Origin of the sequence: Halobacteriovorax sp. HFRX-2_2 (assembly GCF_043196705.1) — a bacterium.
Lineage (GTDB): Bacteria > Bdellovibrionota > Bacteriovoracia > Bacteriovoracales > Bacteriovoracaceae > Halobacteriovorax_A.
Genome location: NZ_JBEBMT010000004.1, coordinates 217,922 through 232,778 on the forward strand (window position 1 = coordinate 217,922; position 14,857 = coordinate 232,778).

Annotated in this window: 17 protein-coding genes; 11 read left to right on the top strand and 6 right to left on the bottom strand. The window is 35.5% G+C overall.

Annotated elements, in window-relative coordinates:
- Nucleotides 1-6: 6 nt before the first annotated feature.
- The gene (gene ftsZ / locus ABMA79_RS13900) at nucleotides 7-1,548 is read left to right on the top strand and encodes a cell division protein FtsZ (protein ID WP_392861236.1); all 1,542 of its coding nucleotides are present in this window, start codon (nucleotides 7-9) and stop codon (nucleotides 1,546-1,548) included.
- Nucleotides 1,549-1,628: 80 nt separating this feature from the next.
- On the opposite strand, the gene ABMA79_RS13905 is transcribed toward ftsZ, so the two are convergent.
- Genes ABMA79_RS13905 through udk form a run of 4 tightly spaced genes read right to left on the bottom strand, consistent with a single transcriptional unit; the run spans nucleotide 1,629 to nucleotide 4,818 of the window.
- A complete protein-coding gene (locus ABMA79_RS13905; protein ID WP_392861234.1) occupies nucleotides 1,629-2,015 on the bottom strand; it encodes a hypothetical protein in 387 nt (128 codons plus the stop codon).
- Between the two features lie 11 nt (nucleotides 2,016-2,026).
- Nucleotides 2,027-2,542: a hypothetical protein gene (locus ABMA79_RS13910; protein WP_393093340.1), complete on the bottom strand. Its 516-nt coding sequence runs from the start codon at nucleotides 2,540-2,542 to the stop codon at nucleotides 2,027-2,029.
- An 18-nt stretch (nucleotides 2,543-2,560) separates the two neighbouring features.
- Complete coding sequence (locus tag ABMA79_RS13915) at nucleotides 2,561-4,168, bottom strand: ribonuclease J (protein ID WP_393093343.1); 1,608 nt, start codon at nucleotides 4,166-4,168, stop codon at nucleotides 2,561-2,563.
- Nucleotides 4,168-4,818 (bottom strand): uridine kinase, encoded by a 651-nt coding sequence (gene udk, locus ABMA79_RS13920; protein WP_392861230.1) that lies wholly within the window; start codon nucleotides 4,816-4,818, stop codon nucleotides 4,168-4,170. Before udk ends, ABMA79_RS13915 begins: the two co-directional genes overlap by 1 nt.
- Nucleotides 4,819-4,932: 114 nt before the next feature.
- Here udk and ABMA79_RS13925 point away from each other — a divergent pair, with 114 nt between their 5' ends.
- From ABMA79_RS13925 to ABMA79_RS13970, 10 genes are all read left to right on the top strand, one after another.
- Nucleotides 4,933-6,453, top strand: coding sequence for an ABC transporter substrate-binding protein (locus ABMA79_RS13925; protein WP_393093346.1), 1,521 nt, complete (start codon nucleotides 4,933-4,935; stop codon nucleotides 6,451-6,453).
- On the top strand, nucleotides 6,437-7,405 hold the full coding sequence (locus ABMA79_RS13930) for a 50S ribosomal protein L11 methyltransferase (RefSeq protein WP_392861226.1): 969 nt from the start codon (nucleotides 6,437-6,439) through the stop codon (nucleotides 7,403-7,405). The genes ABMA79_RS13925 and ABMA79_RS13930 overlap by 17 nt, the downstream gene beginning before the upstream one ends.
- Before the next feature lie 3 nt (nucleotides 7,406-7,408).
- Complete coding sequence (locus ABMA79_RS13935) at nucleotides 7,409-8,131, top strand: RsmE family RNA methyltransferase (protein WP_392861225.1); 723 nt, start codon at nucleotides 7,409-7,411, stop codon at nucleotides 8,129-8,131.
- Between the two features lie 34 nt (nucleotides 8,132-8,165).
- Complete coding sequence (locus ABMA79_RS13940; protein ID WP_393093348.1) at nucleotides 8,166-8,888, top strand: hypothetical protein; 723 nt, start codon at nucleotides 8,166-8,168, stop codon at nucleotides 8,886-8,888.
- The gene (gene rfaE2, locus ABMA79_RS13945; protein ID WP_392861223.1) at nucleotides 8,888-9,346 is read left to right on the top strand and encodes a D-glycero-beta-D-manno-heptose 1-phosphate adenylyltransferase; all 459 of its coding nucleotides are present in this window, start codon (nucleotides 8,888-8,890) and stop codon (nucleotides 9,344-9,346) included. The genes ABMA79_RS13940 and rfaE2 overlap by 1 nt, the downstream gene beginning before the upstream one ends.
- Entirely contained in the window at nucleotides 9,347-9,649 is a 303-nt protein-coding gene (locus ABMA79_RS13950) for a hypothetical protein (protein ID WP_393093351.1), read from the top strand.
- A 275-nt stretch (nucleotides 9,650-9,924) separates the two neighbouring features.
- On the top strand, nucleotides 9,925-10,758 hold the full coding sequence (locus ABMA79_RS13955; protein ID WP_393093353.1) for a flagellin: 834 nt from the start codon (nucleotides 9,925-9,927) through the stop codon (nucleotides 10,756-10,758).
- 433 nt (nucleotides 10,759-11,191) lie between these two features.
- The gene (locus ABMA79_RS13960; RefSeq protein WP_393093356.1) at nucleotides 11,192-12,022 is read left to right on the top strand and encodes a flagellin; all 831 of its coding nucleotides are present in this window, start codon (nucleotides 11,192-11,194) and stop codon (nucleotides 12,020-12,022) included.
- 116 nt (nucleotides 12,023-12,138) lie between these two features.
- The gene (locus tag ABMA79_RS13965; RefSeq protein ID WP_393093359.1) at nucleotides 12,139-12,810 is read left to right on the top strand and encodes a hypothetical protein; all 672 of its coding nucleotides are present in this window, start codon (nucleotides 12,139-12,141) and stop codon (nucleotides 12,808-12,810) included.
- 30 nt (nucleotides 12,811-12,840) lie between these two features.
- Entirely contained in the window at nucleotides 12,841-13,563 is a 723-nt protein-coding gene (locus ABMA79_RS13970) for a UDP-2,3-diacylglucosamine diphosphatase (RefSeq protein ID WP_393093362.1), read from the top strand.
- 2 nt (nucleotides 13,564-13,565) lie between these two features.
- Here ABMA79_RS13970 and ABMA79_RS13975 read toward each other — a convergent pair whose 3' ends face one another.
- A complete protein-coding gene (locus ABMA79_RS13975; protein ID WP_392861213.1) occupies nucleotides 13,566-14,462 on the bottom strand; it encodes an NAD(+)/NADH kinase in 897 nt (298 codons plus the stop codon).
- Nucleotides 14,463-14,825, bottom strand: a complete 363-nt coding sequence (locus ABMA79_RS13980) for a response regulator (RefSeq protein WP_392861212.1) — start codon at nucleotides 14,823-14,825, stop codon at nucleotides 14,463-14,465.
- Nucleotides 14,826-14,857: the final 32 nt, after the last annotated feature.

Here is a 14,857-nt window from a genome sequence, read left to right on the forward strand (position 1 = left end):
GAACTTATGTTCGAAATTTCTGACAACAACGAATTAAAATTAACTGAAGGCGCGAAGATTCGCGTTGTTGGTGTTGGTGGCGGTGGGTGTAATGCCGTAAACACAATGATTAAGGCCGGTTTAACTGGCGTTGAATATATTGTTGCTAACACTGACTCACAAGCACTTGCAGTTAACCTTGCACCAACTAAAGTACAACTTGGTGTTGAGTTAACAAAAGGTCTTGGAGCTGGGGCAAACCCAGAAGTTGGTCGTAAAGCAGCTCTAGATGAGTATGAAATGCTTAGCCAGGTTCTTGAAGGATCTGACATGGTATTTATCACTGCCGGTATGGGTGGTGGAACAGGTACTGGAGCAGCTCCTGTACTTGCAAAACTTGCACGTGAACTAGGTGCTCTTACTGTTGGTGTTGTTACAAAGCCATTTATCTTCGAAGGTAAGAAGAGAATGAGACAGGCATCAACTGGTATTCAAACTCTTGAGGAGAATGTTGATTCTCTAATCACTATTCCAAACCAAAGACTTCTTCAACTTGCTGGTGAAAGCCTTTCACTTGTTGAAACTTTCATGAAAGCAGATGAAGTACTATTAAACGCTGTAAGAGGTATTTCTGATCTAATCAATACGACAGGTCATATCAATGCTGACTTTGCTGACGTTTCAACTGTTATGTCTAATAAAGGTCTAGCTCTTATGGGTACAGGTCTTTGTTCTGGGCCAGATAGAGCTATTAAAGCTGCTAATGAAGCAATCTCTTCACCACTACTTGAGGATATCTCAATTGATGGTGCAACTGGTATCATCATTAATATCACTGGTGGTTCTTCAATGACTATGCATGAAGTTAATGAAGCAGCTACTTTAATTATGGAAGCAGCAGATGAAGATGCTGAAGTAATCTTTGGATCTGTTGTTGATGATGAACTTGAAGATAATATCAAGGTTACTGTTATTGCAACTGGACTTGGTGGACGTGAAGCTGCTGTTAATGTAGCTCCTCAACAAGAGGTTAGAAGACCTGTTGTTCAAGAAGCTAAACCAGTTTATGCAGCTCCTGCGGCACCAGCTACTCCTGTAGTTGAAGAAAAGCCAGTTTTTGAACAACCAGTAGCACAACCTGCTGTACAACAAGCTGCTTACCATGAAGCTCCTGTTCAATCGAACCCACAAGTCGATGCGATGAGAGAAATTCAAATGGAAGCACAACGTGAGCAACAAGCTCAAGAACTAGTTCAAGAGCCAGTAAGAACTCACTCATTTGATGGAGATAATTCAGAAACTTCTCAAAGACCTAGCTTAACTGATTCAATCAGAGAAGCAGCGTCTCAATACGAAGCATCTAAATCTGAAGTAGATCCTTGGGCAAATGAAAAAGTATTAACAGGTAATAATGCTGCCGCTGATAAATCAGATCGTCCTAAATCAATTGCTGAAAAACTTGGTTTTATCAACTTTGATGAAGATGAACTAGATACTCCTTCTTATCTAAGAAAAGAGGAGACTCCACAAACTTCTGGAAATGAAACTTTTCGCCAAGTAGAGCGATAGGATTCCCCCCAAAGTATATTGATGGAAACATCAAAAAAAGGGCCCTCTTTGGGCCCTTTCTTTTTTTAAAATATAGTAAATTATAAAGAAATTGTTTTAAGAATATTTGATTTAAATGATTCTAAAAGTTCTGCCGTATCAATCTTGAAATCTTCTGGCAGCTTAATAAGAAGTTTTGAATTATTATGTGGGATATTTCTTAGGACTAGTCTGAAATTTCCTTCCCATTCCTGCCAACTTAACTCATATTGCCAGCGACTGAATTGACCACCACCAAATTTTGAATCTCTTTTTTCCGGCATAAGGGCATCAATAGTATAAGATACCTTTTGCTTCAATCCTGCTGAAGTTAAGTCTTTTTCACAATCTCTTATTAATCGATCGTGTTTAGAATCGAAAACTACATTTGGTTTATTAGTTTCCATTATTTGATTAATTTGGCCTTTTAGGATTTCAAGATCGTTCACTACGCTCTCCCTTATTTTTGTATTTTCAATCTTTGTCTCATTTCGTCTTCTATTTCTTTTTGCACATGTAATTGAACATAGGTTTCGATCAAGTCACTTTCTACATCAATTTTGTACTCACATAGAATGAAGGTTGGAATTTTATCATTTTCCCACGTGTTTTTTTTGAAATTATAAATATAGACACCTTTTTCCGGTGTATCGCTTGTCGTTCTCTCATTTGTAATGGCGACCCATTCGTGTCTTGAATAAAGATTGAAATGATCGCGACAAAGATGAAGTGAGTCGACATTAAAGTAATCATTTTCGACGAGTTCTTTTTCACAAATACTACATAACCCAAGAATCTTTTCTTGTGACTTATTCTTTTCTAATAAATTGTTTATCTTATCTGTGAGTTTTCCGTCTTGAGTTTCTTCTTTTTGAATCTCTTTTCGAAATGCGATAAATGCAAAGACGCCAATAAGTAGAAAAAGCGCAATAGCAATGATTACAAGTAATGCAATGATGATAACCGTGTTGTCCATGTAATTAGTTTAATGGACTTAGCAAATATGAACAATGGCCAGAGGCCTATATCCAAGGATATTTTGAAAATATCTTCTAACCGCTACTCGAATACGTTCACTTCGTTGATCAATCGTTCCTTTTTCATTGAAGTAATCAAAGCAAATTTCTTGTAGTTGACTAATTTGCTCTTCTTCATGTGGGATTCCCATTGTCGTAATGTGAACTCTTTGCTGAGAACGAGCAATACTGTTCTTTGAAATTGAAACAAAGACTGTACCAAGCGTGGCCATTTTTCGTCTTTCTGAGATTTTTTCTCTTTCGATGACAATACGATTTCCATGAATGAGTATCGGTGGAATTTCTTGTGAGCGAGTAATTTTTATTTTGCCATTTGAAGATAGTGAGATGCTGTCGTGATTTTTAATCTCGATCGCTTCACTGGTAGGCAGAATTGATTTGATAAATTCACAGTGCTTTCTTAAGAAATATGTTTCGCCGTGAATAGGGATCGCAATAGTTGGTTGGTAACTATCATAAACATCTTTAAGATCAGCTTTACCAGGGTGTCCTGAAGCATGGATTAATCCATTATAGTGTGTAATGACCTCACAACCTTTCTCTGTGATTTCGTTGTATAAAAGTGCTAGTTTTTTTTCATTTCCAGGAATTGCTTTAGAGCTAAAGATAAAAGTATCAGATTCATTTAGCTTGTAGTACTTATCACTGCTACTTGTAATTCTCTTAACTGTACCTCTGAATTCACCCTGACTTCCTGAACATAGAATAATATGTTTCTTCTTTAAGTCTGTAACACTTTCAACTTCACGAACAAGTCCATGGTCGTTAAAGATTTCACACTCTCTGGCAATTTGTGTGTACTTAAGTAGAGAGCGGCCATAGGGAACGACGTTAAGCTTAAGCTCTTTTGCAATATTGAATATTGTTTGAAGACGATGAATATTAGAGGCAAAGCATGTGATAAAGACACGTCCTTTTGCATCTGAGATAAAAGAGAGCAGATCTTTTTTAAGCTCGGACTCTGAAGTCGTTCTTTCATTGCTACTTGTGATATTTGTCGAGTCTAGCATCGCAAGGCGGTTGCTATACTTCTTTGATAGGAGATTGATTTTCTCTAATTCAATAGGCTCTTCATATTCAGTGTTAAAATCACATTTGAAATCAGAGATGAAGAGAATTCCAGTATCAATTTCTTTGATGCCTAGATGAATTCCCTTTGTATTTGGAATCGAGTGATTAACATGAATCGTGTCAATTTCGATTTCATTTATCACAAGTTTACTTTCAAGTTTGTTAATTTTTTTTGAAAGATCTAAATATGACAACTTATCTTCAATAAGCTCTTTAGCAAATGTTGGGGCATAGACATCAGCTTCTGGAAATCTCTCAATATAATGTGAGATTGCACCAATGTGGTCTTCGTGGCCGTGAGTTATGATGAGAGCATTGATTTCAACATCTACATTCTTTAAATCAGGAATAAGATAATTGATATCAAAGCAGTCCTCGTAGGGAAATAGAATTCCACTGTCGATTATTATATTTGTATTCTTATAAGAAACTAAAGTCGCATTAGATCCGATTTGTCCAACACCACCAAGAGGTGAAATATTTAAATTAGACATTAAGACCCTTTCGTTGTGTTTAGTAGTAGTTCGAACTCTTTGTTTTGCTCAATGAATTGGACTAGTCTGGCCGCTAAGATTTCAGAAGAAACATCGGTTTCTTCACCAACAATAAAGTCAGCATACTGTCTCTGTGGCGCTAAGAATTTCTCATACATTGGTCGAACACTGTCGTAGTATTGATTGATAACACTTTCTAGACTTCTTCCACGTTCAGCAACATCTCGATTAAGTCTTCGAGTAAAGCGAATATCTGCCTCGACATGGAGGAAGCAGCGAATATCTAACTTCTCTCTAATCTCCTGATCGAAGAGAGTAAAGATTCCTTCAAAAAGGACAACTGGTGTTGGATTTAAAGTTGTTGTCGATGTTGTACGACTACTCGTTTTAAAGTCGTAATTAGGAACTTCAATAGGCTCATCATTTTTTAGGGCCGTGATATGTTCCTGTAGGAGTGCCCAGTCAAATGCTTGTGGGTGGTCGTAATTTGGTCGTCCTGATTTTGTATAATGCTCTTTTGGTTGCTCTGGTAGATAGTAAGAATCCATTGATAAAACAGATACTTTCTCTTTTGGTAGTTTTGAAATTACTTTTGAGGCAAAAGTAGTTTTTCCTGAACCTGAACCACCAGTGATTCCAATTAGCTTCATAGATGACCTTTGTTTTAATGTTTTCAGTAACTTAACATAGATTGAGTTCACATCAAATAAAAGAGGTGATAATCTTATAATAATTACATTTGTGTCATTCGTCAGGGATATTCGATGTTTAGATTTCTATCTTTTTTACTATTTATTTTCCTAACTTCAATGGGTTATGGAGCGAGTCTTAATATCGCAATTTCGTCGTCTCCAAATAGCTTGAGTCCGTTCTTTTCAACTGATGCTAACTCTCAAAATATTAATCGCCTTGTTAACGCCTCACTTATTGATTTCAACAGTAATATGCAGCCGATTTGCCAATTATGTGAATCCTTTAAAGAGTATCGTACAGTAGATTCATATAAGATTCGATTCAAACTAAAACCAAATTTAAAGTTTTCAAATGGCGCACCTTTGACGTCGAAAGATGTGGAAAAGTCTCATTTTTATTTTACGGAAACTGAGAAGATAAAATCGATCTTCCGCTTTGCTTTTGGAAATATTAAAGAGGTTAAAATTATCGATGAACTCACTTTTGAATTAATCTATAAGAGCTTTGGCCTTGATCACTTACCAAATTTAGTATTATTTAAAATTATCCAAATCCCTAATTATGAAAAACTTGAGAAAGTCGAAATGTCAGACCTCGTCGGTGCGGGTGATTATAAAATTGCAAAGATTGCACCTTTGCAAATTGACTTAAAGTCTTTAAAAGCTGATCACTACGATCTGAACTTTGTTGTCGTAAAAGATGAAACAACTCTTTCGTTAAAACTGATCAAGGGAGAGATTGACTTATCTGTTGCCAATATTTCACCTCGAAAAGTTAATTACTTAGAAAAGAATAGTGATGTAAATGTACAAAAGGTTTTAGGAACAGATTATAATTACATTGGACTAAATCAGAAAAAAGATATTCTACAAAATGAAAATGTGCGAAAGGCATTAAGTCATCTTGTCCCTAGAGCTAAAATTATTAAGTATAAATTTAAAAATAATGCTGTTGCTTCAAATGGCCTCTTTGCAAAATCCTTTAAGAATTTTTATATCGATACACCAGTTGATGATTTCAATCCAAAAAAGGCTTTTGAGCTTTTTAATAAAGCAGGTTTTGAGAGAAAAAATGGAATTTGGTATGACAATAATGGAAAGACTTTTTCTCTTACTTGGAAGACAAGCAGTAATAAATTTCAACAAGAACTAGTGACAATCATTAAGAATGAGTTTGAGAAATTTGGCCTAGTCGTAAATGTGGTACCTCAAGAGTGGGGAACTTTCCTTAGAGGTATTAAAAGAGGAGAATACGATCTTTATTTAGGGCGTTGGGTAGGATTTACAGGTCAGGATATGCTTAAATTCGCATTTTACTCTGAAAATATGGCCCCAAAAGGTGCAAATCGTGTCTTTTTTGATAATAAGGATTTTGATAATTTAATTAAGCAGGCCGAGCAGACTATCAATAAGAAAAAAGAAGTCGCTCTATATAAGAAGGCCAATCAAGTAGTAAACGAACAATACCCATATATTAGCTTATGGCATCCAAATGTCATTTGGGTGATGAGTAAGTGTATAAAACTTAAAGAAACTTATCCTAATGGAAATTTTCTAGTTTTAAAGGAAATTGAGAATGTCTGTAAAAACTGAAATCTTTAAAATTGTAACGATTGAATTTCAAAGTAGCTCACAATGTGAAGAGGTGAATAAGATCGCTCTTAATGAATTTGAAGTTGATGGAATTGAAGAGTTCTCAATGGAAGAAGAGCGTGTTGATGAGATTCTTGGAGAGAGAGCATATTCTGGTGGAGACGTTCCAGAGTCAGTAATTGATGAAGTCGTTGATATTTCAGATGATCAAGATGTTAAGAAGTTTAATTATTTCTTCTTTCAGGGAGATATTAATAGGGCCCATGAATTTGCAAAGGCAATTGAAGGGATGGATCTAACAATTGAAGTTAAAGATGAAGAGTACTCAGACTGGAATGAAGTATGGAAAAAGCACTATGCACCGATTGAGGTAACTCCTGAACTAAGTGTTATTCCAGAGTGGTTTAAAGAAGAAGATTATAAAGAAAATAATAATAATATTTATATCATTCCAGGAATGGGATTTGGTACAGGTGAACACGAAACAACATATCTGTGTCTAAAGCACTTTATGGCAGTAAAGGACTCTTTCAAAGAAAAAGACCTTTGTTTAGACTTTGGATGTGGTTCAGGTATCTTAGGAATCGGCGCTATCAAGAAAAGTGATATGCTCGTCGACTTCGTTGATATCGATCCTGCTGCTCTTGATAATTGTCACGAAAATCTTAAGTTGAATTTAAATGAAGACCGTCTTAATGGTCATCGTCTTATTGCAAGAAAACGATTCAATCTAGATGATAAGTATAAACTTGTTTTTGCTAATATTCTTATGCATGTTCTTGTATCTGAAAAAGAAGTTCTCTTAGACTCACTAGCTGATGATGGTTATATCATTCTTTCTGGTATTCTAAATGAACAAGTTGATGCAGTTATTGAAGAATATAAGTCTTTAAAGAAAATCGATGTATTATCTAAAGGTGATTGGTCAGCAATTCTTCTAAAAAAGGAGTAATTCATGCGCGCTATTTATACTCGAGATGATCTCTCTCCATCAATTGATGGAATACTTAGCTTTTCTGATGATCGTAGCCATCACTTAATTAAGGCCGTAAGAGTCAAAAAGGGTGATGAGGTTCTGCTATTAGATGGAGAAGGTGGTCGCTATACAAGTGAAGTGATTAACTGCACGAAACGTGAAGTTTCACTAAAGGTATTAGCATTTGAGAAGATTGAGAAGTATACACATATCGATTTAGCAATAGGGCTTCCTAAAAGAGAAGCTTTTGAGAGCTCTCTAAAGAATGCAACTCAAGTCGGTATCTCAGAAATATTTCCTTTTCAAGCAGACTACTCAAATTGGTCAATAAAGAATTTTGATAGAGTAAATTCAGTTATTGAAAGCTCGCTAATTCAATCAAATAATCCTTACTTTCCAGTAGTACATCACGAGACAGCAAGTCTTGATGCTCTATTCGAAATCTTCCATCAATACGATTATATATTCTTAACGACATTATCTCATTCAAATGGTATGGATATTGAAAGTATTGACAGCATAAAAGATAAACGTATTTTAATTATCATTGGACCAGAAGGTGGACTTTCTACTCGTGAAGAAGAGTTAATGTTAAAAGAGAATAATGTTATGGGGCTTAAGCTTGCAACACCTATTCTTAAAACAGAAAGTGCAGTCCTAACAATCGTAGGCTATGTACTTGGAAAATTTGATGTTAAATAAAAAATGTGTCATCCTATTATAAGAGGGCCCAGGGATGAATTTAGAATCACAAAATAGCAAGAAACCAATTCACTTAAATGACTTAGAAGACTTCGATAATTTCGATGACTTTGGAATTGAGGATATTCCTTTTAAACCTATTAATGAAGGACTTGGTTTTCATCATGGAAAGGCCAGTAAAGAAGTTTTAAAGAGTGCACGTGTTGAAGTTACTCCAACTCAATCACATGTAAATAATTTCAATAAAGTTCTTGGCCGTGAAAAAGAGATGAGTGTTCCTTCTGAACTTGAAGCTTTTTATCGTAAAGGTACAGAGTCAGAAATCCCTAAAGTAAATCGTGAAATTGAAATTAAGAATAAGTCACAAGATGTTTCTATCGCAAGAAGATTTGCTTCTTACGTGATTGATATGAGTGTATCACTAGTTATTTTTGCTGTTACTTTAGTTGCAATGTTTTTAGTAAGTGGACTTCCTCTCGAATCGTTTATTGAAATCACACTTCAAAACTCAAATTATAGATTTCTATTAGCACTATTTGTGCTTATTCATATTATTTATCGTATTACATCTGTCTACAGGCCAACGTTTGGTCAGTATATTTGTGGCCTAAGGCCAAAGCTTTCAAATGAGGCAGCTTTTAATACGATTATTGAAAGAACTCTTTTTGAGTTCATTTCGATCCCACTTCTAGGACTTCCATATATTTTAGGACTAGATAAGAAATTCTTTGGGAATAGCCTTAAAAAGAGTAAGTAATGAAATATCAAGAAGCACAGGAATATGTAGAGAATCACTTTAGTGGGAAGAAAATTGTATTCACTAATGGATGCTTTGATATCCTTCACCGTGGTCATTTAATGTACTTAAATGAAGCGAAGAAACTTGGTGATATTCTTATTATAGGACTTAACTCTGACAGTAGTGTTAAGCGTTTAAAAGGTGAGGATCGTCCTGTGAACTCTGAAGGCGATCGTCAGTTTATGCTTGAGAATTTAAAGTCAGTTGATAAGGTTTTTATTTTCGAGGAAGATACTCCTTATGATCTTATAAATGCTGTTCTTCCAAGTATCCTTGTTAAAGGTGGGGACTGGGCCATAGATCAAATTGTTGGCCATGATATTGTTACCGCTAACGGTGGACAAGTGTTAAGCTTAAATTTTGAAGATGGCTATTCAACGACTAATCTAATTGAAAAGATCCAAGGCCGCTCTTAAGTGTATATTCAATTTAAAAATGAACTGGCGATTATTTCAAACGATCTTTCTGATACAGAAGTTGCCATAGCTCACATCTTAAAAAGCATAAAGGCCACTTTGAAATTCGGCCTACCTGTTCTACTAAAATTCAAAGATGGAGATATCGATATTTCGAAACTTCGTAGTAAGCACTTTATTGCTAACTCTGAATTTGCATTTATTAATATCTCTTTAAAAAATCGCTTTCCTGTTGAAAGAGAATTTCAATCACCGACTGAAATGGTCGAGTATATGCTTGATTTGAATGATTGGTTATCTTAATTTCTAAGTGAAAATTTTGATTTGTTTCTTAAGTAATTGATTCTCCTGACCTCCCTTCGTGGTCGCTCGGAGTTGTTCGGCATCATTTTACCATCGTGGTAAATGCCGCCTCCAAAAAAATAAAAAACCTTCCACTTTTCTCTCAAGAATATTTCCGAGTAACCGTTATGGGTATTGCAGCCAGATGGGTCTGGTTGTTTTGGGATTTAATTTGTTGAGACAAGGAGTTTCAACGCTAATTACACAAGGAGGTTGCTTATTCGAGGAGAATAGTAATGGGATTAAGAATTAACACGAACACACAGTCAATTGCAGCACAAAGAAGTTTAGGACAAGTTAAAAGAACACAAGATGAATCTTTAAACAAACTTTCATCGGGTTCTAGAATTAACAAGGCCAGTGACGATGCTGCAGGACTTGCGATATCTGAAAAGTTAAGAGCGAATATTAGAGGTACTCAACAAGCAGCAAGAAACGCTGGTGACGGTATCTCGATGATTCAGATCGCTGAAGGTGGGATGAACGAAGTATCAAATATTTTAGTTCGTCTAAGAGAACTTTCAGTACAGTCTGCATCGGATACAATTGGTGATACTGAACGTGAATTTACTGATAAAGAATTCCAACAACTAACAAAAGAAGTTGATAGAATTGCAGAATCAGTTGAGTTTAACGGAACGTCACTAATTAACGGTGAAGGTGAAGATAAGGAATTCCAAATTGGTCTTAATAATGATGAGACAAATGACAGAATTGCTTTTAAGCCATCAGCAGTATCAGTTAAAACAGAAGACCTAGGTATTAGTGGACTATCTGTTGCGACAAAAGGTGACGCTCAAACTAACCTTGAAGCTATCGATAAGGCCATGACATCAGTATCTGGTGGACGTGCGGAACTAGGGGCATTACAAAATAGACTACAGTCTACAATTAATAACCTAGAAATCTCTAATGAAAATATGAGTGCCGCTAATTCACGAATCAGAGATACAGATGTAGCAGCAGAGTCTGCAAACTTAGCTAAGGCAAATATCCTTACTAGTTCTGCAACTTCTGTTCTCTCGCAAGCAAATGCTTCGAGCCAATCTGCACTAAGACTGATCGGTTAAGTAAAAATCTAAATCGAAAGCAACATCTAAAAGTAAGGGCCTTCTTCGGAAGGCCCTTATTCTTTTCTATAGTAAAAAATTAAAGCTTAAATTAATAGACCACGCTTTCACGTGGCCCACTAGAATCTTGAAAGAGCAGAAACTCAGGAGAGAGAATCGCTCAGTCCTAATTATATTCATAAAATCTATTTCAAAATATGATCCTAATCATTTATTAGTGGCAAAAAATAATGTCGATTTTTATCCACTTTTTAAGTACTTATTATTGATACCTCAAGCTCTAACTATATGAATTTATATTAATTTGCCCACTTTTTTTCAATTATTTGAGGGATTCACTAAAGTATTTAACCGAGTGTAACGAACAGGTATTTGTGAACACTAATTTTGTCTGAAAGCTATTTTTAGTAGGACGTGAGGAAAGGAGAAAAAAATGGGTTTACGTATTGCAACTAATACAGCTGCGCAAATGGTGCAGAAAAACATTAAACAGACAGGGAAAGCCTCAGGGGAGGCCTTGGAGAAATTATCGAGTGGTAAGAGGATTAATAAGTCCGCTGACGATGCTGCCGGTTTAGCGATTGCTAAGAATATGGAAGCACAGGTCAAGGGTTTACGTCAGGCTTCTCGAAACGCAAATGATGGTATCTCGATGGTGCAAACCGCAGAGGGGGCCATGAATGAAACAGGTAATATTTTAGTAAGATTGCGAGAGCTATCAGTTCAGGCAGCATCGGATACGATTGGTGATACTGAGCGTGGCTTTCTAGATAAAGAATATCAACAGCTAACTAAAGAAGTTGACCGTATTGCAGAGTCGACGAAATTTGGTTCGATTTCATTACTTAATGGATCGGGATCAGAGATGGATATTCAAGTTGGTACTTTTGCAGGTGAAGAGGGACAAATTCAATATGACCCGTCACAAACTAATGCAACGACATCAGCACTTAATATTTCAGGCTTAAGTGTTGCCTCTAAAGATGATGCTAGATCATCGATGGAAAATGTCGATGAGGCGATTTCAAGTCTATCTGAGCAAAGAGCGAATCTTGGTGCTGTTCAGTCAAGACTACAGTCTTCTGTAAACAACCTTGAGATTCAGGCGACGAATCTAGATGCTTCTAGATCAGTTATTGAAGATGCAGACGTGGCCTATGAGTCATCGCAACTTGCTTCTTCTAATATTGCTAAGCAAGCAGGGATTGCATCATTAGCGCAAGCTAATAATATCAATTCAGCTGCTCTTAGATTAGTAGGTTAATAAAAATGGGGGACACACCCCCACTCCTTTCTTAAATAATTAAAGCGGTCTCGTGCAGGAGAGAATCGAGACCGCATTTTTAAGTTGGGAGTCGAAAGATAGGAATTGAGAATTAGATGAGCACGAAGAAGTTTGAACAAGATATTATTGAGTCCATCAAAGAAGGCAGTGAAGTCATTATCTGGGATGTTATTGATCAAAATATTGTTAGGCTTCCGGCCAAAATTAAAAGTCTCAATGCCTTTTCTAAACAGATCTTTCTAACTATCGAAGATGGCCTAAGAGATAGCTTGGCCCACTTCGTACGAGGACCAGGACTTCTTAAATTCTATATTCCCGATTTACAGTTAATCTTTATCAGCGAGCTAAATGCCTCTCATGGCAATAGTCTCGAAATCTCATTTCCAATAAAAGAGAAGAGATTAGAAAGAAGAGAGCATGAGCGTTTTGAACCACTCATTCCACTCTATAGCTGTTTTCAAAATTTGAAATATGAGATTTTTGATATCAGTGAAGGTGGGGTCTCCTTTGTCTTAGGAGCTTCTCAATATGAACAGCTCTTTAGTAGTAAGAATGAAGTTCTAAATTTTGAAGTTGTATTTGCAAATGAAAAAATTCATGTAAAAGGAAGTGTTGTTAATAAGAAGAAGATAAAACCATACCAGATATCGAGGTTCCCATATGGTGCTTATCGTATAGCAGTGGCCATTGAAAATAACCCAGAATATCGTAAGCATGTTAAGAAGTTACAAAGTGGATGCGACAAACTAATGAAAGATCTTCTTTGATTATCTTTGCTATTCCGATATGATAATTCTATGAGCAGTTATGTGATATCTGATGTCCATGTGAAATGGGATCAAAAAAATTCTGAATATCTTAAAAATTTTCTCGCTATTAACTTTAATGAAAATGATCGTATTTATCTTCTTGGAGATATATTTGATTTAATGGTTGGAAGTTATCAGGAATACGAAGAACAATATGATTGGTTCTTTAATCGTATAAGAGAAATTACTGCTCTTGGTATACCAGTCTACTATATTCAAGGTAATCATGATTTTCATATTGAAGACTTACTTACAGATAATGGAATTATCGTAAAGACGAAACCATTTGTTGAAATAATTAATGATCAAAAAGTTCTTTTTTGTCATGGTGACGAGATAGAAATCGAGAACTTTAGTTATCAGGTTTGGCGTGGTTTTATAAGAAGTTATCCTTTGGCCCTTATTTCTAAGTATGTTTTTAATTATAAAATTGTGAAAGCAATTGGGGATTATCTATCTCATAAAAGTCGACAGCGAAATGAAAAAAGGTATGGCCAGACTCAACTTAATGGAAGTATTCGAGATAAATTTAGAAAGAGTGCTCAAATTGCCTCAAATGAATATAATGTCGATGTCATTATATGCGGACACAGTCATTATCAAGATGAGTTTAAATCTGATAGCTTTTCATATTATAATTGTGGCTTTGTTCCTGCTTCAAATAAGTATCTGATGATTAATGAAAGTTACCAATTTAAGAATCTCGATTAAAATTAGCGGCGGCCGTATTTAAATTTCTCTTTTAACGTTCTAAAGTAATTTCTTTCTTCATTAATATAGAAGTTTACATGACTGCTTCTAGACTTCTTTATTTGAATTTCATCTTTTGGTTCTAGCTTAAATTCTTTTTGGCCATCAATCGTTAAGTAGATATCTTCTTGTCCTCGTGGAATTATAATACTTAAGGTTTCATTGTCAGGAAGTACCATTGGCCTATGTGTGAGGGCATGTGGGCAAATTGGTGTGAGGACAACACCCTTTACGCTAGGATGTAAAATTGGTCCATTTGCTGCTAAGGAGTATGCTGTTGATCCAATTGGTGTACTGACGATGAGGCCATCACCGGCCAAGTTATAAATACTTTCACCATTGGCTTCTAGTTCGAGATTAAACATTCGCGAAATACCTGATTTTGTAATCACGGCATCATTTAAAAAGTTAAGTTTTATTTTCTTTTGTCCTGGTCTTGTAATCTCAGCTTGATACATTTGGACTTTTCGAGTTTTGAGCTTTCCTTTAAGGGCCATCTCAAGCCCGTCGTAGAAGTCATGTTTAGCAAACTCAGCAATAAAACCTAGATTTCCCATGTTAATACCAAAAATATTTAACTTTTTTATATCTTTAGTTCTTGCTGCTCCAATAAGAGTACCATCGCCACCAAGAGTGATAAGGATTTTGCATTTGTTAGAAATCTCGTCTCTATTAATGAAGTTGAAATCTTCAGACTTACAATTTTTAAAGATTTTTAAGATTCTTGCTTCTTGTGATTTTTCGAAGAATACATCAACTTTTCTTCTCTTAAGCCAATTAGTTAGATTTGGTAATACTGTCGTAAACTCTGAAACTACTTTAGGCTTTAAGATAATTGCTACTTTGTTTGCTAATGCCATTTATTCCTCTACTGTAACTTCATTGATAAAGTTATTGATATCATCAAAAGGTTTTTGAATTACCTTACATCCATATAGTGAAGCACGTTCTACAATTTGTTCTGAGCTGTAAGCTGTAATTATGTAGAAGATGTTTGATATTTCAGCTTCATTATACTTTGTTTTGGATTCTTCTATTATATCAAAACCAGTAATATCTTGAAGCATTAAATCGCAAATAATTCGATCATAATTATTTGCTTTGATAAGCTCAATTGCCTCTTTCCCACTTGCTGTAGACATTACATCTACGCCTTTTCGCTTTAGTAATGTGACAATAGTTTTTTGAATTAGTAGCTCATCTTCAACGACTAGAATCTTCATTGTGTACCTTAGGGACGCTTATTTGAAAGTGC

Bases quoted from the DNA above. Each gene is read 5' to 3' on its own strand.
- ABMA79_RS13915 (WP_393093343.1), bottom strand. From the start codon at position 4,168: ATGTCTAATTTAAATATTTCACCTCTTGGTGGTGTTGGACAAATCGGA.
- ABMA79_RS13930 (WP_392861226.1), top strand. From the start codon at position 6,437: ATGTCTGTAAAAACTGAAATCTTTAAAATTGTAACGATTGAATTTCAA.
- ABMA79_RS13940 (WP_393093348.1), top strand. From the start codon at position 8,166: ATGAATTTAGAATCACAAAATAGCAAGAAACCAATTCACTTAAATGAC.
- ABMA79_RS13925 (WP_393093346.1), top strand. From the start codon at position 4,933: ATGTTTAGATTTCTATCTTTTTTACTATTTATTTTCCTAACTTCAATG.
- ABMA79_RS13980 (WP_392861212.1), bottom strand. From the start codon at position 14,825: ATGAAGATTCTAGTCGTTGAAGATGAGCTACTAATTCAAAAAACTATT.
- ABMA79_RS13955 (WP_393093353.1), top strand. From the start codon at position 9,925: ATGGGATTAAGAATTAACACGAACACACAGTCAATTGCAGCACAAAGA.
- ABMA79_RS13970 (WP_393093362.1), top strand. From the start codon at position 12,841: ATGAGCAGTTATGTGATATCTGATGTCCATGTGAAATGGGATCAAAAA.
- ftsZ (WP_392861236.1), top strand. From the start codon at position 7: ATGTTCGAAATTTCTGACAACAACGAATTAAAATTAACTGAAGGCGCG.
- udk (WP_392861230.1), bottom strand. From the start codon at position 4,818: ATGAAGCTAATTGGAATCACTGGTGGTTCAGGTTCAGGAAAAACTACT.
- ABMA79_RS13910 (WP_393093340.1), bottom strand. From the start codon at position 2,542: ATGGACAACACGGTTATCATCATTGCATTACTTGTAATCATTGCTATT.
- rfaE2 (WP_392861223.1), top strand. From the start codon at position 8,888: ATGAAATATCAAGAAGCACAGGAATATGTAGAGAATCACTTTAGTGGG.
- ABMA79_RS13960 (WP_393093356.1), top strand. From the start codon at position 11,192: ATGGGTTTACGTATTGCAACTAATACAGCTGCGCAAATGGTGCAGAAA.
- ABMA79_RS13965 (WP_393093359.1), top strand. From the start codon at position 12,139: ATGAGCACGAAGAAGTTTGAACAAGATATTATTGAGTCCATCAAAGAA.
- ABMA79_RS13975 (WP_392861213.1), bottom strand. From the start codon at position 14,462: ATGGCATTAGCAAACAAAGTAGCAATTATCTTAAAGCCTAAAGTAGTT.
- ABMA79_RS13935 (WP_392861225.1), top strand. From the start codon at position 7,409: ATGCGCGCTATTTATACTCGAGATGATCTCTCTCCATCAATTGATGGA.